This is a genomic window from Clostridium swellfunianum (assembly GCF_023656515.1).
GTDB classification, from domain to species: domain Bacteria; phylum Bacillota; class Clostridia; order Clostridiales; family Clostridiaceae; genus Clostridium_AT; species Clostridium_AT swellfunianum.
Window position 1 is genome coordinate 3,862,370 of sequence record NZ_JAMOFV010000006.1, and the last position, 21,193, is coordinate 3,883,562.

23 protein-coding genes and 1 riboswitch are annotated in these 21,193 nt (G+C 35.4%); of the genes, 20 read left to right on the top strand and 3 right to left on the bottom strand.

Translation table 11 applies throughout. The features are described from left to right. Positions 1–2 precede the first annotated feature (2 nt). The 15 genes from NBE98_RS18255 (at position 3) to NBE98_RS18325 (ending at position 14,106) form a co-directional block, all read left to right on the top strand. Positions 3–980, top strand: coding sequence for a beta-ketoacyl-ACP synthase III (locus NBE98_RS18255; RefSeq protein WP_250816444.1), 978 nt, complete (start codon positions 3–5; stop codon positions 978–980). Between the two features lie 56 nt (positions 981–1,036). Continuing rightward, on the top strand, positions 1,037–1,261 hold the full coding sequence (gene acpP / locus NBE98_RS18260; RefSeq protein ID WP_250816445.1) for an acyl carrier protein: 225 nt from the start codon (positions 1,037–1,039) through the stop codon (positions 1,259–1,261). A 32-nt stretch (positions 1,262–1,293) separates the two neighbouring features. After that, a complete protein-coding gene (gene fabK / locus NBE98_RS18265; protein ID WP_250816446.1) occupies positions 1,294–2,226 on the top strand; it encodes an enoyl-[acyl-carrier-protein] reductase FabK in 933 nt (310 codons plus the stop codon). Between the two features lie 91 nt (positions 2,227–2,317). Continuing rightward, positions 2,318–3,259, top strand: coding sequence for an ACP S-malonyltransferase (fabD, locus tag NBE98_RS18270; protein ID WP_250816447.1), 942 nt, complete (start codon positions 2,318–2,320; stop codon positions 3,257–3,259). 3 nt (positions 3,260–3,262) lie between these two features. Beyond that, the gene (gene fabG / locus NBE98_RS18275) at positions 3,263–4,003 is read left to right on the top strand and encodes a 3-oxoacyl-[acyl-carrier-protein] reductase (RefSeq protein ID WP_250816448.1); all 741 of its coding nucleotides are present in this window, start codon (positions 3,263–3,265) and stop codon (positions 4,001–4,003) included. Between the two features lie 11 nt (positions 4,004–4,014). Next, positions 4,015–5,253 carry a beta-ketoacyl-ACP synthase II gene (gene fabF / locus NBE98_RS18280; protein ID WP_250816449.1) on the top strand — a complete coding sequence of 413 codons (1,239 nt, stop codon included), beginning with the start codon at positions 4,015–4,017 and terminating at the stop codon, positions 5,251–5,253. Between the two features lie 83 nt (positions 5,254–5,336). Next, positions 5,337–5,810, top strand: a complete 474-nt coding sequence (gene accB, locus NBE98_RS18285) for an acetyl-CoA carboxylase biotin carboxyl carrier protein (RefSeq protein WP_250816450.1) — start codon at positions 5,337–5,339, stop codon at positions 5,808–5,810. A 9-nt stretch (positions 5,811–5,819) separates the two neighbouring features. After that, complete coding sequence (gene fabZ / locus NBE98_RS18290; RefSeq protein WP_250816451.1) at positions 5,820–6,242, top strand: 3-hydroxyacyl-ACP dehydratase FabZ; 423 nt, start codon at positions 5,820–5,822, stop codon at positions 6,240–6,242. A 31-nt stretch (positions 6,243–6,273) separates the two neighbouring features. After that, complete coding sequence (locus tag NBE98_RS18295; RefSeq protein ID WP_250816452.1) at positions 6,274–7,623, top strand: acetyl-CoA carboxylase biotin carboxylase subunit; 1,350 nt, start codon at positions 6,274–6,276, stop codon at positions 7,621–7,623. 26 nt (positions 7,624–7,649) lie between these two features. Then, a complete protein-coding gene (gene accD, locus NBE98_RS18300) occupies positions 7,650–8,540 on the top strand; it encodes an acetyl-CoA carboxylase, carboxyltransferase subunit beta (protein WP_250816453.1) in 891 nt (296 codons plus the stop codon). A gap of 11 nt (positions 8,541–8,551) precedes the next feature. After that, positions 8,552–9,502 carry an acetyl-CoA carboxylase carboxyltransferase subunit alpha gene (locus NBE98_RS18305; protein WP_349305961.1) on the top strand — a complete coding sequence of 317 codons (951 nt, stop codon included), beginning with the start codon at positions 8,552–8,554 and terminating at the stop codon, positions 9,500–9,502. Between the two features lie 199 nt (positions 9,503–9,701). After that, on the top strand, positions 9,702–10,943 hold the full coding sequence (locus NBE98_RS18310) for an aminopeptidase P family protein (protein ID WP_250816454.1): 1,242 nt from the start codon (positions 9,702–9,704) through the stop codon (positions 10,941–10,943). 154 nt (positions 10,944–11,097) lie between these two features. Then, positions 11,098–12,003 carry a polysaccharide deacetylase family protein gene (locus NBE98_RS18315; protein WP_250816455.1) on the top strand — a complete coding sequence of 302 codons (906 nt, stop codon included), beginning with the start codon at positions 11,098–11,100 and terminating at the stop codon, positions 12,001–12,003. An 83-nt stretch (positions 12,004–12,086) separates the two neighbouring features. Continuing rightward, a riboswitch (cyclic di-GMP riboswitch) is annotated at positions 12,087–12,172 on the top strand. A gap of 384 nt (positions 12,173–12,556) precedes the next feature. Next, positions 12,557–13,468: a RelA/SpoT domain-containing protein gene (locus NBE98_RS18320; RefSeq protein ID WP_349305962.1), complete on the top strand. Its 912-nt coding sequence runs from the start codon at positions 12,557–12,559 to the stop codon at positions 13,466–13,468. A 14-nt stretch (positions 13,469–13,482) separates the two neighbouring features. After that, the gene (locus NBE98_RS18325) at positions 13,483–14,106 is read left to right on the top strand and encodes an HAD-IA family hydrolase (RefSeq protein WP_250816456.1); all 624 of its coding nucleotides are present in this window, start codon (positions 13,483–13,485) and stop codon (positions 14,104–14,106) included. Between the two features lie 47 nt (positions 14,107–14,153). On the opposite strand, the gene NBE98_RS18330 is transcribed toward NBE98_RS18325, so the two are convergent. The 3 genes from NBE98_RS18330 to NBE98_RS18340 form a co-directional block, all read right to left on the bottom strand. After that, on the bottom strand, positions 14,154–14,348 hold the full coding sequence (locus NBE98_RS18330) for a hypothetical protein (protein ID WP_250816457.1): 195 nt from the start codon (positions 14,346–14,348) through the stop codon (positions 14,154–14,156). A gap of 255 nt (positions 14,349–14,603) precedes the next feature. Beyond that, on the bottom strand, positions 14,604–15,881 hold the full coding sequence (locus NBE98_RS18335; RefSeq protein WP_250816458.1) for a dicarboxylate/amino acid:cation symporter: 1,278 nt from the start codon (positions 15,879–15,881) through the stop codon (positions 14,604–14,606). Positions 15,882–15,952: 71 nt separating this feature from the next. Continuing rightward, on the bottom strand, positions 15,953–17,407 hold the full coding sequence (locus tag NBE98_RS18340; protein ID WP_250816459.1) for a UDP-N-acetylmuramoyl-L-alanyl-D-glutamate--2,6-diaminopimelate ligase: 1,455 nt from the start codon (positions 17,405–17,407) through the stop codon (positions 15,953–15,955). A 135-nt stretch (positions 17,408–17,542) separates the two neighbouring features. Here NBE98_RS18340 and NBE98_RS18345 point away from each other — a divergent pair, with 135 nt between their 5' ends. The 5 genes from NBE98_RS18345 to NBE98_RS18365 all read left to right on the top strand — a co-directional run bounded on the left by NBE98_RS18345 (position 17,543) and on the right by NBE98_RS18365 (position 21,174). Further along, on the top strand, positions 17,543–18,457 hold the full coding sequence (locus tag NBE98_RS18345; protein ID WP_250816460.1) for an AraC family transcriptional regulator: 915 nt from the start codon (positions 17,543–17,545) through the stop codon (positions 18,455–18,457). 79 nt (positions 18,458–18,536) lie between these two features. Beyond that, positions 18,537–18,677 (top strand): hypothetical protein, encoded by a 141-nt coding sequence (locus NBE98_RS18350; RefSeq protein ID WP_250816461.1) that lies wholly within the window; start codon positions 18,537–18,539, stop codon positions 18,675–18,677. A gap of 2 nt (positions 18,678–18,679) precedes the next feature. Continuing rightward, positions 18,680–19,399, top strand: coding sequence for a lysophospholipid acyltransferase family protein (locus tag NBE98_RS18355; RefSeq protein WP_250816462.1), 720 nt, complete (start codon positions 18,680–18,682; stop codon positions 19,397–19,399). Between the two features lie 67 nt (positions 19,400–19,466). Next, positions 19,467–20,348 (top strand): MerR family transcriptional regulator, encoded by an 882-nt coding sequence (locus NBE98_RS18360; protein ID WP_250816463.1) that lies wholly within the window; start codon positions 19,467–19,469, stop codon positions 20,346–20,348. A gap of 61 nt (positions 20,349–20,409) precedes the next feature. After that, positions 20,410–21,174, top strand: coding sequence for an AAA family ATPase (locus tag NBE98_RS18365; protein ID WP_250816464.1), 765 nt, complete (start codon positions 20,410–20,412; stop codon positions 21,172–21,174). The last annotated feature ends 19 nt before the right edge of the window (positions 21,175–21,193 follow it).

Genomic DNA, 21,193 nt, shown 5'->3' on the forward strand with positions numbered 1-21,193 from the left:
TAATGAAACAAGTTAAAATTGCTTCCATAGGAAGTTATGTTCCACCCAAAATAATGACAAATGATGATTTATCCAAGCTTGTAGATACAAATGACGAATGGATTACAACTAGAACAGGTATAAAAGAAAGAAGGATTTCAGAAGGAGAGAATACTTCAGACTTAGGTGCAAAAGCAGCAATTAAAGCGCTTGAAAAAGCGTCTCTAACTCCTGAAGAAATTGACTTGATTGTAGTTGCAACCTCATCACCAGATGCATTAAGTCCTTCTACTGCTGTATATATTCAGTCTAAGATAGGAGCGTTTAATGCAGCATGCTTTGATATATCTGCAGCTTGCTCAGGTTTTATATATGCTTTAAATGTTGCAGCACAGTTTATTAAGACTGGTCAAAGCAAGAAAGCTTTAGTTGTTGGTGCAGAAGTGCTATCAAAAGTTACTGATTGGACAGATAGAAATACTTGTGTACTATTTGGTGATGGTGCAGGAGCAGCAGTACTTATGCCAAGCGAGGAAAAAGGTATTGCTTCTATATTTAATGGAGCTGATGGAAGAAAAACTGAGTTTTTAACTCTTGGCTGCGTCCCAGTAAAAAATCCTTTAGTTAAGCCAGAAAAGCTTGAGGACTTTAAAATAAGCATGGATGGAAGAGAAGTGTTTAGATTTGCTTCTGGAATTATTCTTGAGGCAATTGATAAGGTGCTAAAAGATACAGGTTATAGCCTTGATGATGTTAAATATATAGTACCTCATCAAGCTAACTATAGAATCATTGAGTTTGCAGCAAAAAAACTTGGTGCGGCAAATGATAAGTTCTATGTAAATCTCCAGAACTATGGTAATACCTCAGCAGCAAGTATTCCAATTGCTTTGGATGAAATGGTTGAAAAAGGACTGCTGCAAAAGGGAGATAAGATTATATTGGTTGCCTTTGGGGCAGGATTTACTTGGTCAGTAGCTCTAGTTGAATGGAGTTTCTAAAAATAAATAATAAAAAATTTAAAAATATGATTTAGTGATTAGGGAGGAATTTTAAAATGATATTTGAAAAGATTAAGGGAGTTATAGCAAGCCAATTAGGAATTGAAGAGGATGAAATTAAATTAGAGACAAGCTTTGAAGATTTAGGAGTAGATTCATTGGATCTTTTCCAAATTATAATCGAGCTTGAAGAAGAATTTGGAATTCAAATAGAAGAGGCTGAAAGCATCAAAACAGTTCAGGATGCAGTAAAGTATGTTGAAGAAAGAGTGGAAGAATAGAAGTAGTAGACTGATATTATGGGAGGGCTACCATGTTTAAATCTAAATTGTGCGACATGATAGGAATTAAATATCCAATTATTCAAGGTGGAATGGCTTGGGTTGCAGACAGCTCACTTGCAGCAGCGGTTTCTAACGCTGGAGGCTTAGGGCTTATAGCAGGAGCTAATGCACCAGTTGATTATATAAGGGAAGAAATCAGAAAAGCGAAAGCTTTAACTGATAAGCCTTTTGGTGTGAACATAATGCTTATGAGCAGCAATGCAGAGGAGCTTGCAAAGCTTGTTTGCGAAGAAGGAGTTAAGGTAGTCACTACTGGAGCAGGTAATCCAGGAAAGTATATAGAAATGTGGAAGGCTCATGGAATTATAGTTATTCCAGTTGTTCCTTCTGTAGCTCTTGCTAAGAGAATGGAGAGAACAGGGGCAGATGCGGTTGTTGCTGAAGGCTGCGAGTCTGGAGGACACGTAGGTGAGCTTACTACCATGGCACTTGTTCCTCAGGTTGTAGATGCGGTAAATATTCCTGTTATTGCAGCTGGTGGAATTGGTGATGGAAGAGGAGTTGCCGCAGCATTTATGCTGGGCGCAGAAGGCGTGCAAATTGGAACAAGATTCTTGGTTGCTGATGAATGTACGATTCATGAAAACTACAAGCAGAAAGTTCTAGATGCAGGAGATATAGATACAGTAGTCACCGGAAGACCAACAGGTCACCCAGTTCGTATTCTAAGAAACAAACTTGCAAGACAATACCAGGTATTGGAGAAAAGTGGAGCTTCCGTTGAAGAACTTGAAGCTTTAGGTAAAGGTGCTTTGCCAAAAGCAGTTAGAGAAGGAGACGTAGACTACGGCTCAGTTATGGCGGGACAGATTGCTGGTCTTATAAAAAAGAAGCAAAGCTGTAAAGAGATAGTTGAAGAGATGTTTACTGAAGCTGAAGCAGTATGCAAAAAATTTGTATAGGTTAAAGTCCTAAATTGACTTTAATGGTAGTTTGTGAGCAGGAATAAACAAGCTTAAACTATCCAGTGTTTCCACTGAAGGGAGAAAGGTTATGGGTAAGATTGCATTTATATTTGCGGGCCAAGGCGCTCAATATGCGGGTATGGGAAAAGAACTTGCAGAAAATATAGCAGCAAGTAGAGAAGTATTTGATGAAGCAGATAAAGCTTTAGGTTTCCCTATAAGCAAGCTTTGCTTTGAAGGTCCTAAAGAAGAATTAGATAAAACTGAAAACACTCAACCGGCAATTTTAACTACAAGTGTTGCAGCTTTAAGAGCTTTAGAGCAAAAAGGGTTTAAGCCTGACGTTGTTGCAGGCTTAAGTCTTGGAGAATATTCAGCTTTAGTTTGCAGCAGTGCATTAAACTTCAGTGAGGCTGTAAAGCTGGTTAAAAAGAGAGGAAAGTTTATGCAAGAGGCTGTTCCTGTAGGAATAGGTACTATGGCAGCAGTACTTGGGCTTGGAGCAGAAGAAGTTAGGTCAGCTTGTGCTGAAGCTAGTGAATTTGGAATAGTTGAACCAGCTAACTTTAACTGTCCAGGGCAAATTGTAATAGGCGGAGAAATAGAAGCTGTTAGAATTGCTTCTGAAAAAGCAAAAGAAAGAGGAGCAAAGGTTATGCCTCTTTCAGTTAGTGCACCTTTCCATACCTCTATGTTAAAACTTGCTGCAAGAAAACTTGAAGAAGAGTTGAACTCAGTTGAAATTGGTGAAATTAAGGTTCCTATCATAACCAACGTAACAGGGGACTATGTTAAGGAAGCTGGAGATATAAAAGGACTTCTTAAGAGACAGGTTATGAGTTCTGTATTATGGGAAAACTCCATAAGAAAAATGATTGAGGATGGAGTAGATACCTTTGTAGAGCTTGGACCAGGAAAAGTGTTAAGCGGGTTTGTTAAAAAGATAGATAGAAAAGTTACTGTAGTAAACGTTGAAGACATGAAGTCTTTAGAAAAGGTTTGTGAAATATTAAACAGTCAGGAGAGATAGAGTATGCTAACTGGAAAGGTAGCAGTAGTAACAGGAGCAGGCAGAGGAATAGGAAGAGCTATTGCCGTAAAACTAGCACAGCTTGGAGCTAGCATAGTTATCAATTATAGAAGCAGTGCAAAGGAAGCTGAGGATGTTGTTTCTGAGATAAGAAATTGTGGCGGAAAGGCCGAGATGGTGCAGGGTGATGTAAGCAGCTTTGATGAGGCAGAAAAAGTTATAAAGTTTGCTGTTGAAAACTTTGGGAGATTAGATATTCTAGTAAATAATGCTGGCATTACTAAAGATACTCTACTTTTAAGAATGAAAGAAGATGATTTTAGCAAAGTCTTAGACATTAACTTAAAGGGAGTATTTAACTGCACAAAGCATGCAAGTAATATAATGCTTAAGCAAAAGAGCGGCAGGATAATAAATATTTCTTCAGTCATAGGTCTTATCGGTAATGCCGGTCAGGCAAATTATGCAGCTGCAAAGGCTGGAATTATAGGCTTTACCAAATCCGTTGCAAAGGAGCTTGGAACTCGTGGAATAACTGCTAATGCAATTGCTCCAGGTTTTATAACTACTGATATGACTGAGGTATTATCAGATAAGGTTAAGGAAAAGCTACTGGAAAATGTTCCTCTTAAGAGGCTTGGAAGTCCAGAGGATGTGGCTAATTTAGCAGCATTTTTGGCTTCAGAAAATGCAAGCTATATAACAGGCCAGGTTATAAACGTAGACGGCGGAATGGTAATGTAAGGGAGGCAATTATGAAAAATAGAGTTGTAGTTACTGGAATGGGAGCAATAACGCCTCTGGGTAACGATGTGAATTCCTTTTGGAAGGGAATTAAAGAAGGAAAAAATGGGATAGACTATATAACTCAAATTAATACTGAAAGATTAAAGGTTAAGGTTGCAGCAGAGGTAAAAGACTTTAAGCCTGAAAGCTATATTGATAGAAAAGAAGCAAAGAGAATGGACAGATACTGCCAGCTAGCTTTAGCTGCTTCTAAAGAAGCAATTGAGGATTCGGGGTTGGATCTGGACAATATAAATAAGGAAAGATTAGGTGTAGTTGTTGGTTCAGGAATTGGAGGATTGGCAACAATAGAAAGAGAAGTTAAAACCCTAGTTGAAAAAGGACCAAATAGAGTTTCACCACTTTTTATACCAATGGCTATAAGCAATATGGCAGCAGGAAACATTGCTATAAGATATGGTGCTAAGGGAATGTGTACTTCTGTTGTTACGGCTTGCGCAACAGGAACAAATGCAATTGGAGATTCTTTAAGACTTCTTCAATATGGAATGGCAGATGTCATTATAGCTGGTGGTGCTGAAGCTTCCGTTACTGAACTTGCGATTGCAGGTTTTACCAATTTAACTGCACTTAGCAACAGTAATGATCCTAACAGTGCTTCAACTCCATTTGATGTAAACAGAAGTGGTTTTGTTATGGGAGAGGGTGCTGGAATTTTAATTCTTGAAACTTTAGAGCATGCTCAAAAAAGAGGTGCAAAAATATATGCTGAGCTTGTTGGATATGGATCAACTTGTGATGCTCATCATATGACTGCACCTGCACCAGAAGGTGAAGGTGGAGCTAGAGCGTTAAAATTAGCTATAGAGGATTCTGGAATTGATGTATCTGAGGTATCATATATAAATGCACATGGAACAAGTACACCATTAAATGATAAGTATGAAACAATGGCTATAAAAACAGTTTTAGGTGAATATGCTTATAAAGTGCCTGTTAGTTCAACTAAGTCTATGACAGGACATTTGCTTGGAGCAGCGGGTGCAATAGAAGGAATTATATGCGTTAAGGCGCTTCAAGAAGGATATGTTCCACCTACAATTAACTACAATACTCCAGATCCAGAGTGTGATTTAGATTATGTTCCAAATCAAGGCAGAGAAGCAGAGCTTAAGTATGCTGCATCAAACTCACTTGGTTTTGGAGGGCACAATGCTACAATAATGTTTAAAAAGTGGAGTGAATAAAGGGCGATTAAGGTTCAAAATGAACTTTAATGGGCAATCTAATCAGTTAGATTGCCCAGTGTTCCGAGTAAGAGGAGGATTCTATGGATTATAAAGCAATCCAGGAGCTTATAAAGACAGTAAGTGATTCACAACTTACCCTTGTGGAATTAGAAACAGAAGGAATGAAGATAAAGCTTGAAAAAAAACAAGAAGTTGTTTCTTTTGAAAGAATACCAGAAGTTGTAAAGACTGTTGCAGTAGAACAGCAGATTCCAGTAATAAGCGAGCTTGTGAGAAGCGAAGAAAACGAACAAGTAAGAGCTCAACAGGTTAAACAAGAAGGTACAATAGTAACTTCACCAATAGTTGGAACCTTCTACGCTTCACCAGGACCAAACGCAGAAGTTTTTGTATCTCTGGGTTCAAAGGTTAAGAAAGGCCAAGTGCTTTGCATAATTGAAGCTATGAAACTTATGAATGAAATTGAAAGTGAAATAGATGGTGAAGTTGCAGAAATTTTAGTTGAGAATGAGCAGATGGTTGAATTCGGTCAGCCATTATTTAGAATTGTTTAGGAGAGTGCTATGTTAAACATTAAAGAGATTATGGAAATTCTACCGCATAGGTATCCTTTCCTACTTGTAGATAAAATAGAAACACTAGAGCCAGGTGTTAAAGCAGTAGGCTATAAAAATGTGACTATGAATGAATATTTCTTTCAAGGACATTTCCCCGGGGAACCTGTTATGCCAGGAGTGCTTATAATTGAAGCTCTAGCTCAGGTTGGAGCTGTTGCTATGCTTAGCCTTGATGAGTTTAAAGGCAAGATTGGCTATTTTACAGGCATAGATAGGGCTAAGTTCAGAAAAAAAGTAGTGCCTGGAGATGTTTTAAGGCTTGAAGTTGAAATGACAAAAAGGAAAGGCCCTATAGGCATTGGAAAGGCAATAGCTTATGTAGATGACAAGAAAGCTGCAGAAGCTGAGCTTTCATTTATAATTCAGTAAGTATCCCTACTCAAGGATATAGGAGGGAATTATGTTTAAGAAGATTCTTATTGCAAATAGAGGTGAAATAGCTGTTAGAATCATTCGTGCTTGCAGAGAAATGGGAATTGAAACTGTTGCAGTTTATTCTCAGGCAGATAAGGATGCTCTTCATGCTGAAATGGCCGATTATGCTGTATGTATAGGCCCAGCTAAAGCAAGAGACAGTTATTTAAATATGCAAAATATAATAAGTGCTACAGTGCTTTCAGGCGCTGAGGCAATACACCCTGGTTTTGGTTTTCTTTCTGAAAACAGCGAATTTGCTGAAATGTGCAGAGAGTGCAATATAACATTTATTGGCCCAGACTCGGAAAGCATTGAAAAGATGGGTAACAAGTCAAGAGCCAGGGAGATAATGATGGAGGCAGGTGTTCCTGTTGTTCCAGGTTCAAGTGGTTCGGTAGAAAACATAGAAATTGGTCTTGAACTTGCAGAAAAAATAGGATACCCAGTAATGATAAAAGCTTCCGCCGGAGGCGGAGGACGAGGTATAAGAATAGTTAAAAACAGTAATGAGTTTGCTAAGGCTTTTGAGACAGCAAAGTCAGAAGCAAAAGGTGCCTTTGGCGATGACACTATGTATGTAGAGAAGTTTGTTGAAAATCCAAGGCATATAGAGTTTCAAATTTTGGCTGACAGCTATGGCAACACAGTTTATCTAGGAGAAAGAGACTGCTCTATCCAAAGAAGAAACCAAAAGGTTTTGGAGGAAGCACCTTCACCTGTTATGACTGGAGAACTTAGAAAACAAATGGGTGATATTGCTGTAAAGGCAGCTAAGGCAGTTAACTATAAAAATGCAGGAACTATAGAATTTCTTGTTGATAAATATGGTAGTTATTATTTCATGGAAATGAATACCCGTATACAGGTGGAACATCCTATAACAGAAATGATAACTGGTGTTGATTTAATAAAAGAGCAAATAAAGATAGCAGCTGGAGAAAAGCTTTCTATAAAGCAAGAAGATATAAGAATAGAAGGTCATGCTATTGAGTGCCGTATAAATGCTGAAAATCCTGATTTAGGTTTTAGACCTTCACCGGGAAGAATAGAAAGAATGCACATACCAGGGGGACTTGGAGTAAGACTTGACAGTGCTGCTTACCAAGGATACGTTATCCCTCCAACCTATGATTCTATGATAGGAAAGCTTATCGTTCACGGTAAGACTCGTGAAGAGGCAATTAATAGGATGAAGAGAGCCTTAGGTGAGTTTGTAATAGAAGGTGTAGATACAAATATAGATTTTCAATTTAGAATTCTAAGTAACGAAGTCTTTGCAAGCGGGGAATTTGATACTGGATTCATTCCCAAAGTGCTTAAAATAAATGTTTAATTTTATCTGGAAGTTGGTGGTAGCCGATGTTTAATGGACTGTTTAAGAAAACTAAATATATAACTGTAAGTCAGACTCCTGTTAATACTGTTTCACAAAATACTAAGCCTGAAAATAAGCAGGAGGAACAAAAGCCCAATATACCAAACGGCATGTGGGTGAAGTGTGAATGCTGTGGGAAAACCCTATACAAGAAAGATTTGGAAAAGCATCAGCTTGTATGCCAAGATTGTGGCAAGCACTTTAGAATGCCAGCTTTAGATAGAATTAACTATATAATTGATGAAGGAACCTTTGTAGAACTTGATAGAAAAATGACCAGTGGAAATCCATTAGACTTCCCGGGCTACGAAAATAAGCTTAAGGGGTTAAGAGAGGATACAGGTTTGGATGAGGCTGCGGTAGTTGGCAAAGGGAAAATAAATGGGCAGGCTGTTGTAATTGGGGTCATGGATAGCCGATTCATGATGGGCAGCATGGGCTCAGTTGTTGGAGAAAAATTAACTAGAGCTATTGAAAATGCTACAAAGAAAAGGCTTCCTGTAGTAATATTTACTGCCTCTGGTGGAGCTAGAATGCAGGAGGGAATGTACTCCTTAATGCAGATGGCTAAGGTAAGCGCAGCACTTGCTAGGCATAATGAAGAAGGGCTACTATACGTTCCTGTGCTTACAGACCCAACTACAGGCGGAGTTACTGCGAGCTTTGCAATGCTTGGAGACATAATCTTGGCAGAACCAGGAGCTTTAATTGGCTTTGCTGGTAAGAGAGTAATTGAACAGACAATAAAACAAAGTCTTCCAGAAGGTTTTCAGACTGCTGAATTTTTACTAGAGCATGGCTTTATTGATGCCGTTGTTCCAAGAGAAAAGCAAAAGGAAGTTTTAGCGCAGATTTTAAATCTGCACGTAATTTAGGTGGTGATATCGTGGCTGTACTAGAATTTGAAAAGAAAATTGAAGAGTTAGCTAATAAGATAGAGGATGTTAAGAGATTTTCAAAGGAGCAGGATGTAGATCTTTCAATTGAAATTGAAAAGCTTGAGAAAAAGCTTGAGGAAATGAAAAGCCAGGTTTACACCAATCTAAGTGCGTGGGAGAAAGTAACCTTGGCAAAGCTTGTGGAAAGACCTACAGCTTTAGATTATATTGAAAAGATATTTACAGATTTTATTGAGTTCCACGGTGACAGGCTGTTTGGTGATGATCCTTCAATAGTTGGTGGAGTTGGGAAGCTAAACGGAAGACCAGTAACTGTTATTGGTCAACAAAAAGGAAGAGATACTAAGGAATATATTAAGAGAAACTTTGGAATGCCAAATCCTGAAGGCTATAGAAAAGCTTTAAGGCTTATGAAGCAGGCAGAAAAGTTTAATAGACCGGTAATATGCTTTGTAGATACTCCGGGGGCTTATCCAGGAATAGGGGCAGAGGAAAGAGGACAAGGAGAAGCTATAGCAAGAAACCTTATGGAAATGGCAAATCTAAAGGTACCTGTGGTGTCAGTAGTAATTGGTGAAGGTGGCAGCGGTGGAGCATTGGCTATGGCTGTAGCTGATGAGGTATGGATGCTTGAAAACTCCATATATTCAATTCTCTCACCAGAAGGCTTTGCAAGCATACTTTGGAAGGATAGCAGTAGGGCTAAAGAAGCAGCTGGTGTCATGAAAATAACTGCTGATGATTTAAAAAGCTTTGGAATCATAGACAGAGTTATTAAGGAACCATTAGGTGGAGCACACAAAAATGTTGATGAAACAGCAGCTAACATTAAATCAGCTTTAGAAGAAACAATAGGTATATTAGTAAAATATGATAGAGATACGCTTTTAAATAGAAGATATGATAAGTTTAGAAGCTTTGGAATATATAATGAGTAGGCTAAGTTGTAATGACTTAGCCTCTTTATTTTTATAATACAAATATAATAAATTCTGATAATAACTGCTTTAGTTAAAACCAAGAGCTTTATATAAAAATGCCAAGGCTTAATTGACTTAGCAGGAATTTTCAAAGTGGCATAGAAATATATATAAAAAGATATTTAAATATCAATTTAAGTTTAATGGGGGAAATTTTATGAATAAAGAATTTTTTACAAGAAATAGAGCAAATCTATTAAAAAGAATAAAAGATAATTCTATACTAGTACTGTTTTCAGGAGAAGCACCTCAAAAGTCTGCGGATGAAGATTATAGTTTTACACCTAATAGAAATTTTTATTACTTAACAGGTGTAAATAGAGAAAAGACAATATTAATGATAACAAAGATAGACGATAAAGTTAGTCAGACGCTATTTATAGAAAAAGCGGATCCAGTTGTAGAAAAATGGGTAGGAAAAAGAATGACAGTTGAAGAAGCTAAAGAAGCCTCAGGAATAGATAATATTAAGTTATTGGATGGCTTTGAAAGCGTCTTAGGTAGATACATACTTTCATATGATGTAAAGAGACTATATCTTGATCTTGAAAGTAGGGGATGGGACTCAGTACCCACAAGAGCTAATTTATTTGCGAGGACAGTTTTTGAAAAATACCCGCAGATTAAGATTAAGAATATATATCATGATATTTGCAATTTAAGAGTTATAAAAGGCGAAGAAGAAATTGTTGAAATAAAAAAAGCTATAGAAATAACTTACGAAGGTATTAAGAGCCTCATGAATAATGCAAGACCAGGCATGCTTGAATACCAAATTGAGGCTAACTTTGATTATGTTTTAAAGTGTAGCGGAGTAACTGATTATGCATTTAAAACCATTGCTGCATCAGGAGTTAACGGCACAGTACTTCACTATTCAAAAAACAACGCCAATACACAAGATGGTGATTTGATTTTATTTGATTTAGGAGCGCAGTGGAAGTACTATAATGCAGATATTAGCAGAACTTTCCCTGTTAATGGAAAATTTACTGAAAGACAAAAGGAAATTTATAATATTGTTCTAAAAGCAATGGAAGATACTATGGCAGTTATAAAACCAGGAGTTCCATTTTCAAAGCTTAACGAGGCTACAAAACTATCTCTTGCAGAGAGCCTAAAGAAAATAGGACTTATTAATGAAGACTCAGAGCTCTCGAAATACTATTATCATGGAGTGAGTCACTATTTAGGTCTTGATACTCATGATGTTGGAGATGGAAATACAGAGCTTAAGTCTGGAATGGTATTAACTGTGGAACCTGGACTTTACATTGAAGAAGAGAAGATAGGAATCAGGATTGAGGATGATGTTCTTGTAACTGAGAGTGGTTATGAGAACCTGTCTAAAGATATAATTAAAACTGTAGAAGATATTGAACAGTTTATGAATAGATAAACTAAGAACCGTTAAGGTAATTAATGTTGCTTTAGCGGTTTTTCCCATTGTTTTCATAGTATTAGTATTAGTATTTACTTCGGCACATACAATTAAGATATAATACAAAGGATTATAAAACGTATGTACAGGCGTAGGTTATAGGGGGATAAAAATGCTTAACAGAACTACTTCTACAGTGCTTTTTGTTATAGTGGCTATTATTTTTATTTCAGGATGCAGCTCACAAAAAAAGCAACAGGAAAACCTGCTTTCAGAAAAGGCTATTTCTGAGGCCAAATCAATCAGCACACCAGAGGAGCAAGATAATAATGATGAAATCTCAGAGGCGATATTAAGAAATAAAAGCATGAAATATACTGAACTAGCTCTCAAGTTTAAGGAAAAAAGTGCCGATGAAGTTATCAATGATAATAAGAAAATAGCATACTTAACTTTCGATGATACCATGTCAGAAAATACAGCTAGAATTCTGGATACTTTAGCGAAATATAACATAAAGGCAACTTTTTTTCCTAACTTGGAGCTTGATGGGAAAAACTCTGAATTTGAAAAACGAATGCTTAAAAGAATGGCTGATGAAGGACATGAAATAGGAAACCATACTGCTTCGCATAAATATTCATATATTTATTCTTCAATTGACAAGTATATGGAGGACACAGAAAAGTTAAATGATTTTATATATGAAGCAGCAGGAATGAGACCAAAGCTTATCCGTTTTCCTGGAGGCTCAAATAACCAAGTAAGTTGGGCATATGGTGGAAGGCTTTTCATGAAAAAGCTTATATCTACAGTTAGAGAACAAGGCTACCAATATTTTGATTGGAACGTGTCTTCAGCGGATGCGGCAGCAGATACTGTTCCTAAGGAAACAATAGTGAAAAATGTTTTACAGGGGGCAAAAGGAAAGAATAAAGCTATTATTCTTATGCACGGCAGCAGATTGAAAACTACTTCAACTGAGGCACTTCCTCAAGTTATTGAGGGGTTAAAAGTGATGGGGTATGAATTTGATGCACTTTCCAAGGATGCATTTACAGTTCAGTTCATAAAATAAATATATAAAGTTTTATAAACATTCATATTTGTCCTATTGCAAACTATAAGGACCTTTTATATAATTAGTTTAGAGAAAGTAAAACTCGATAAAGGCAAAACTAACGAAAGTTAGTGACGCAAAGCTATAGGGACTAAAGTGAGAAACACTACGTCAGCCAGTTGCCGAAAGGTTTGGAAAGATTTTACACCCATGCCTTTTTGGTATGGGTATTTTTTATTGTCAAGTAATTGAGTTTCTTGATTTAATAAATGCTTCAAGTTGAAGCATTTATGATCATAATTAAGTAGATGAATATAACAGAGCAAGTAACAAGCAAAAGAAGAGGTAAAAGTAGACCCAATAATTATACTATTCCCTCTAGTATAGTTTATCTTCCCCAATTTTCACGGTGTTTTTGGCATCTAAATTAAATAGCCTCTTCTTGCAGCTAGGTAAATAGAGCAATAGAAAAAACCATCAAGCAGTTTAAACCGCACTGATGGTTTTTTCTATTTTAAATTAAAGCATTATGATATAATCTATGAAGAAATAATATTAAGGAGGCTATTTCATGAAAATCTCAAGGAAAGACTTTTTAATGAAATATCATCTTACTGAAAATGAAGTTGAAAGCATGGGAATAAACTGGGAAACTCTTAATGCTATCTATTCAGATTATAATATATATAAAAATATTTATGAAACTCAGGCTGACTTTATAGCAAGTACCCTAAGAACTCATGGGAAAATACATTCTGTAAAATCTAGAGTTAAGGAATCAGAACATTTAATAGAGAAGATAATTAGAAAGACTCCAGATAGGAAGAAAAAATATGGTGAAGATTTTAAGTTTTCTGCTGAAAATTATAAGGAACAAATTACAGATTTAATAGGAATTAGAGCCATACATATTTTTAAAGAGGATTGGGAAGAAATACATAAATTTATAACGAGCATGTGGAAAGTTGTTGAGATTACTGCAAATGTTAGAGAAGGTGATGACACCAAACGTTTTGAGGAACTTAATATTCAAATTCATTCAAGAAAATCCGGATATCGTTCAGTTCATTACTTGATTGAATCCTTCCCAACAAATCACAAGGTTATTGCTGAAATACAAGTGAGAACAATTTTTGAAGAAGGGTATGGTGAGATAGATCACCAGTTGAGATATTCACACGGAGAAATTCCAGAGGTCTTAAGGCTTAATCTGCTACTCCTAAATCGTATAGTAGGTAGTTCTGATGAAATGGCGTCTTTAATAAATATGCTCAACAGAAATTGGACTGAAATGGAACAAAAGTATGAAAATATTATCGATAATAAAAATAAAGAGATAGCTGAACTAAAAAATATGATACTAGCATCCATGAACATTGAAGCTGAAGATAAAGGTGAAATATTGAAGAGCTTAGACAGAATAATAATGAAAGATGACTTGGTTAATTTAACTGAAAATCTAGGTAAACCTTATATAAAATAAAAGGAGGGATGCAAATGTTTAAGAATATAATTTGGGACTTTGACGGCACGCTATTTAATACTTATCCTGCAATGGTGTACGCTTTCAAGAGAGCTCTTGAAGATAGAGAGATAAAGGAAAGTGAAGAAAATATTTTAGAACATATGAAAGTTTCCTTCTATACGGCAGCTAAACACTTTACTGAACTTTATAAGCTTGATAGCAGGTTCGTGGAAGAATATAGAGTATATGAAAAAAATTCAGACTTGGGTAAAATAATACCATTTGCTTATGCTAAGGAAGTTTGCAGAGAACTTATAAATAAAGGTGGCAGGAACTTTATTTTGACTCATAGAGAAGAGGATACTGCACTTAAAATTTTAGATTTTCATGACATGACAGAACTTTTTACTGAAGTAGTAACCATAGACAAAGGGTTCAAAAGAAAACCTGATATTGAAGGCTTCATATATTTAATTAATAAATATGACATGAATAAGGCTGAAACTTTAGTTGTTGGTGATAGGGACATCGAGATAATAGGGGCTAAAAGTTCTGGAGCTAAATCCTGCTTGTATAATACCAATAAGGCATACATTTCTTTAGAAGCAGATTATATAGTTACTTCTTTAAAGGACTTAGAGAAAATAATATTTTAGGTAAAGGCAGGTTATGAAACCTGCCTTGCATTTTTATGATCATATATTTATCTATTTTTATTTTGTCTAGACTTTTGATTAAGTTCTACAGCTTCTTGAAGATCTGAGCTAGAAATGCTGTTTGTAAAGCTTTGTCCTAGCTCAGGATGAGTTAGGCTGACTTTTGACTTTCCATCAGATGTTGAGTTTGACCTTGCCTGTGCGTTTAATTGTTGAGTTTCTTGAAGATTTTTATCGTTCATATTAAATTCCCCACTTTCAAAACTTTGAATTATGCTAAATTTAGCATATCTATAGTTTACCCATTACAATAGAAGGTATAAGTAAAGTTTTGGAATTTGAGTCACTAATACTGATTCTTTTAAGAGATTAAGGGCTAGCCAGCCATATGGTTAAATTGTTATATTCTTATATGGCTGGCTAGTTTTGCTATCTGCTATAGATTTTGTGGATTCTTTACTTTGGTAATATTGATTTTGACAGAGAAAGCTTCAGTTTTAAGCGGGCTCGCTTAATCCGGCTTCGGAAGCTAAAATTTTAGCGAATTTTAATCTTCCTTCAACCATTCTAGTTACCAGCATAGAACATACCGTATTTCCTGTAGAATTTAATAGAGTAGCAGGAGCATCTATGATTGTACTTATTACTGCTATTATAGGAAGGACTTCTGGAGGGAAGCCATAAACACTTATTATAAGCATTTCACCAATCATTCCTCCTCCCGGGATTGCGCCCATTACTGCACCTACTAGAAAGGCAGTAAAAATTATAGATAATGCTGATTTTAAGTCCGTCATACTATAGCCAAATAAACCAAATAAGAAGGTTACTTTCAATACACCACCTATTACTGAGCCATCTTTATGAGTATTTGCGCCAAGTGGAATTACAGTTTCTGCAATATCTTTTGTTACGCCCATTTTTTTTACGTACTCAAGGTTAACAGGTATGCAGGCTGCACTTGAGCAGGTTGCTAAGGCTGTTATAGATGGAGTTATGGCATTTTCCCAGAAAATCTTTATTCCTTTTTTTCCGCCAGCAATGAAAGCATAAAGAGTAAATAGTCCCAAATATACCACAACGGTTAATATTAAATATAGTAAAAAGGATTTTAGATAGCCTTGAAGGATTTGTGGGCCAAGTTGTCCTACTACAGAAGCAAAATAGCAGCCAAGACCTATTGGAGCATAGTACATTATTATATCAACAAGCTTCATCATTACACTGGCTCCAGCATCCAGAAATTTTGCAAGAGGCTGTGCCTTTTCCTTAACCATGGCAATTGCCGAACCAAGGCCTACAGAAAATACTATAAGCTGAAGCATATTTTTTCTTGAAAATAAGCTTATAAAATCCGATACTGTAAAGGTATTAACAAGCTGCTTTAAAAAACCAACTTTCTCTGTGCTTTGAGTACCTTCAGCAGCTTTGGACATTAGGGCTTTAATAGCTGAAGTATCAATTCCATTTGTAGGATTCATAATTAAGGCTCCAATAAAACTTATAACAGCAGTTAAAAGGGCTGTGCTTGTGAACACTATAAATATTGCAGCGAGTATTTTGCCAAGCCTTTTCATGCTAACCATGTTGCCAATTGCTGAAGTAACACTGAAAAACACTAGTGGAACAATAATCATAAACATCAAGTTTAGAAATAAATCACCAAGCGGCTCAACTATAGATGCTTTAGGACCAACAATTGCGCCGACTAAGCCTCCTATAATTACAGAACTGAGAAGTATTAAAGAAGATTTGTAAGATTTTAATAAATTCATTTTTTACCCTCCTGTATTTCTCTGAGGTACATAACAATTATTAATTGTTACGCCTCCTGTACACTGAATATTTATCTGCTAAAGTATTTTCTAGCAACTTCTCTATCATCGAAATGTATAATGTTATCTCCAAGAATCTGATAAGTTTCATGACCTTTTCCTGCAATAATCACCACATCACCGGAATTTGCCTTGCCTAAGGCAGTATATATAGCTTCCTCCCTATTTTCGGACTTTATATAGTCACAATTGGTCTTTAGAATTCCTTGCTCTATTTCATCAATAATTGCTGCAGGGTTTTCATTTCTCGGATTATCAGAAGTTATAACTACAAAATCAGAAAGCTTTCCTGCTATGTCTCCCATTATAGGGCGTTTAGAGGTATCTCTATTACCGCCGCAGCCAAATACAGTAATTACTTTTCCTCTTGCTATATCCTTCATGGATTTTATTATATTCTCGAGGCTGTCAGGAGAGTGGGCATAGTCTACAATAGTCAAAATTTCTTTATCATTTGCTATTTTTTCTATTCTTCCGGGCACCCCAGTAATATTCTTTAATCCTTCAATTATTTCCTCCAGTTCTAATCCTGACAAATAGCATATACCTATGGTTGCTAAAGCATTATAAACGCTGAATTTTCCCGGAACATTAAATTTTACATTTTTAATCTGGCTTTTAAAGCTTAAGGAAAACTCTATAAAATTTAGACCGTAAACTATATCAAAGGCTTTAAAATCTGCAGCGCGTTCTATACCATAGGTGAAAACTTCTCCAGAGGCTGTCTCTATTATTTCTTTTGAAACTGGATCATCAATATTAGTTAGAGTTTTTTTGCACTTTTTAAAAAGCTTAAGCTTTGCATTCTTATAGTTTTCCATGGTTCCATGCTCTTCAAGGTGATCCTGTGTCAAATTTGTAAAGGCGCCAATGTTAAAATCACATTCATAAACTCTTCCTTTATCAAGAGCTGAGGAGGTAACCTCCATAACTACATCAGAGCCTCCGGCCTCAGATATCTCCTTAAAGGACGCTTGAAGCTCAATTGAGTCTGGAGTAGTAGGATTAAGCTTTTCTGTTTTAAGCTCCTTGTCTCCTACTTTATTTTCAATAGTACCAATAATTCCTGTCAATCTTCCTGCGTTCTCTAAGACCTTATAAACAAAATAGGTTACCGAAGTTTTACCGTTAGTTCCTGTTATTCCAATTAGATTAAATTTTTTAGAAGGCTCTCCAAAATATATATTTGCTATGCTTGCCATAGCTTTTTTCGAGTCCTCCACTTTAATAATTGTAACTTTTGCTGGTACCTCTTCTATATCATGCTCAATAACCAAAGCAACTGCACCATTTTGAATAGCAGCGGAGGCATAAGAGTGCCTATCAACATTTCTATTTCTCACACAAATAAAAAGAGAGTTGGATAATACTTTTCTTGAATCCCAGCCTATATTATTGATTTCAATATTATCGCTTCCTTGAATAATCTCGTAGGTTAAGCCTTTTAGTAGTTCGTTTAATTTCATATTTTTACCTCCTGAACATGCAGAAATCACTTTTATAGTAGTATTATAGTATAATAAAATGCAATTTTTATTGCTTAAAATGGTTAATACATTGCTAAAGGTGCTATAATTAATTAATAAAATGGAGGTGTTGTTTTGGAAGATAATGCTTTGATTAAGATTAAAAGAGGTTATCTAAATGAAGATTTTAGATTCTTTCACTTAAAAGATAAGAAAGCTGAAGAGCATGCTTTTCACTATCATGATTTTAACAAGATAGTAATTTTTATTTCAGGGAATGTAACCTACGCAATTGAAGGCAAGTATTATAAGCTTAGGCCTTGGGATATTCTTTTTATTAGCAGCAAAGAGGTACATAAGCCTATTATAGATTCAAGTGAGTACTATGAAAGAATTATAATTTGGGTGGATTCTAGCTTTCTAGAACATCAGAGCACTGATGAAAGTGACTTGCGTTCCTGCTTTTATTTAGAAGTTAAAGAGAAATCCAATTTGTTTCGTTTAACTGCTGAAAATTTAAATATAGTTAAAGAAACTTTATATTCTCTGGAAAAAGCAATAAGAGACAATGAGTTTGGAAGTAAGGTGCTTCAAAATGCATACTTTATTCAGTTGATAGTCTATCTTAATAGGTTCATGCTTAAAACTAAATTAAATAGAGAAGAAAAGGATGTTCAGTACGACGAAAGAATAGTTAACATACTAGCATATGTTAACGAGAATTTAAGTGGAGATTTATCTGTTGAGTGGATTGCCTCAAAATTTTATATAAATAGATACTACTTAATGCACAACTTTAAAAGCGAAACGGGCTATACTCTACATAATTATATACTTCAAAAGAGACTTGCCAAGGCAGCAGAACTTATAAAAAAAGGCGTTCAAGCATCAAGTGTTTCAGAACAGTGTGGATTTAAGGATTATTCAGGTTTTGTAAGAGCTTTTAAGAAAAACTTTGGATTGTCACCTAGGGAATATTATAAGGCTATTAAAGATTTGCAGCAGCACTATGGAAAAAAGGACATTGTAGAATATCCTTTCAGAGAATAAAAAAAGAAAAATTTCCATTAATGTTGCTAAACTATGGTATAATACTCCTTATATAAATTAGAAGATGGGGGGATAAATAATGGCCAGAACTGAACTATTAGAGTATGATATTGCTTTAAGTGAAAAGTACTGGGGAATGGAAATTGGTAGAAATCTGATGGAAGCTACAGAAACGGATATGCTATGGCATTATTATTTTAACAATATGGAGATGAGCTAAAAATGATTCGAACAATGATATGGTTTATATGGTTTTGGGTGTCGTTAATTTTCACCATACCTTTCCTTTTATGGGTAAAGATATTGGAAAAGCAAGGTAAGGAACAAGAAAGAATTAAAATTGTACATAAGGTAACAAGTCTTTGGGCAAGGTTAGTTATAAATTTAAGTGGAGCAAAGGTTACTGTAGAAGGTGCAGAAAATTTGCCTGAGGGACCTGTTGTTTTTATAGGTAATCATCAAGGGAATTTTGATATACCGATTCTTATATCCTTTATTGACAAGCCTAAAGCTTTCATAGCCAAAATAGAAACCTCAAGGCTTCCGTTTGTAGCATCCTGGATGCGACAGATGAGGTGCGTTTTTATGGATAGAAAAGATATTAGGCAGTCTATAACCGCAATAAATCAAGGTGCAGAGTATTTAAAGCAAGGCTATTCAATGGTTATTTTTCCTGAGGGTACTAGAAGTGGCAGCAAAGAAATGGGGGAATTCAAGGCTGGCAGCTTTAAGCTTGCTACAAAAGGTAATGTACCTATTGTTCCTGTTGCTATAAATGGATCTTACAATATCATGGGAAAGAAAAGCTTGATAATTAAGCCTGCAGATGTGAAGGTGACAATATTGAAACCTATAGAAACGAGCAATCTGTCAAAGGAAGAGGTTAAGGGTTTGCACGATAAAGTTTGCGAGCAAATCGGGGCTGTGATAAATAAAAAATAAAATAAACCTAGATAACTATTGACTATCACCTTAGGGGATAGACTACCATAGGTATGAGGTGATTAAAATGCTTATTAAGGATATATGCGAACAATGCAAGGTAACTAAAAAAGCAGTTGAATACTATGAGCAGCAAGGTTTAATTTCTCCAAGAATTATGGAAAATGCTTATAGGTCTTATAGTGAAGAGGATGTTAATAAGCTAAAAGAGATATCAGTATTAAGAAAACTAAATATTAGTGTTACTGATATTAAAAAAATTATAGAAAGTACCAATAAAGAAGCTGCCATAGATAAATATAAGTATAAAATGGAACTTGAACTTGAAAGATCTAGGGTAAGAATGCAGTGTCTAGAACAATTAGGTAAGGGCTACGATATTAGAAAAGCAGAAGAATATATAGATAAAAAAATACATAAGCAGTTCACTATAAAAGAAAAGCTGCTTTATGCCTTTCCAGGAAGTTATGGAATGTATTTATGCGTGCATTTTGGACGTTTTCTTGATGAAACGGCAGATACGGAAGAAAAGCAGGAGGCATATAATAAGATTGTAGCTTACTTAGATAGTATTAAAAAAATAGAATTTCCAGGCGAATTAGAAAAGTATCTTGTTGATAATTTGGTAATTACAAAGCAAGCCGATATGGAGAAAATTAATTCTTCATTAGTAGATGTGGTAAACAATATGGATTCATACTTGGAAGAAAATAAAGAGGTTATCGACAAGTATTTAAGTTTTAGAAATTCTGAGGAGTTTAAAAATTCTGCAGCTTATAAGCTGCAGCAGTTATTGCTGCAATTTCAAAAAAGCAATGGATACTATGAGACTTTTATTGCAAACCTGAAGATACTAAGCGACTCTTATAGAGAGTATTGCAAAAGGCTTGAGTCTGCAAATAAAATATTTATGGAAAAGTATCCTAAAGCAAAGGATATGTATAGATAATGTAGTAAAACATTATAATAGAATAATTTGATCGAGGAAATTCGGAGGATAGGTATTAATTATGCTTAAAGGATATCAATTTTTACGAAGTATTGAACTCAACAAAAATAGCATAAGAAGCTTTAATACATATCCATTCTGTTTACCAGCAGTTAAAACCCTTTCAAACTTAGAGCTTCATCCTAAAGTAACCTTTATAGTAGGTGAAAATGGAACAGGTAAGTCTACAATTTTAGAAGCAATAGCAGCTTCCTACGGTTTTAATCCTGAGGGTGGGACTATAAACTTTAATTTTTCTTCTAAGGCTACACATTCAGAGCTTTATAACTATATAAAGCTTATAAGAGGAGTTGTAAGACCTAAGGACGGGTTTTTCTTAAGAGCAGAAAGCTTTTATAACGTTGCTACTAATGTAGATGAACTTAATAAAGAAGATATGAACAGAGGAGGACGGCAGCTTTATTCATCCTATGGAGGCATATCGCTTCATAATCAGTCCCATGGAGAGTCTTTCTTTTCATTAATTATGAATAGATTTGGCTCTGATGGCTTATATATCTTAGATGAACCTGAAGCAGCACTTTCCCCGGCAAGGCAGATGGCAATGGTTTCTAGAATTCATTACCTAGTTCAGAAGAGATGTCAGTTTATTATAGCTACACATTCTCCAATTATAATGTCATATCCTGATTCTACTATTTACGAGATAAAGGATTATATTAGAAAAGTAAACTATAAAGACACAGAGAATTATCAGGTGATGAAGACCTTTGTTAACAATACGGATAAGATGCTTGATATTCTTATGAATACAGAATTGGACTAAGCTGAAAAATATATTGATA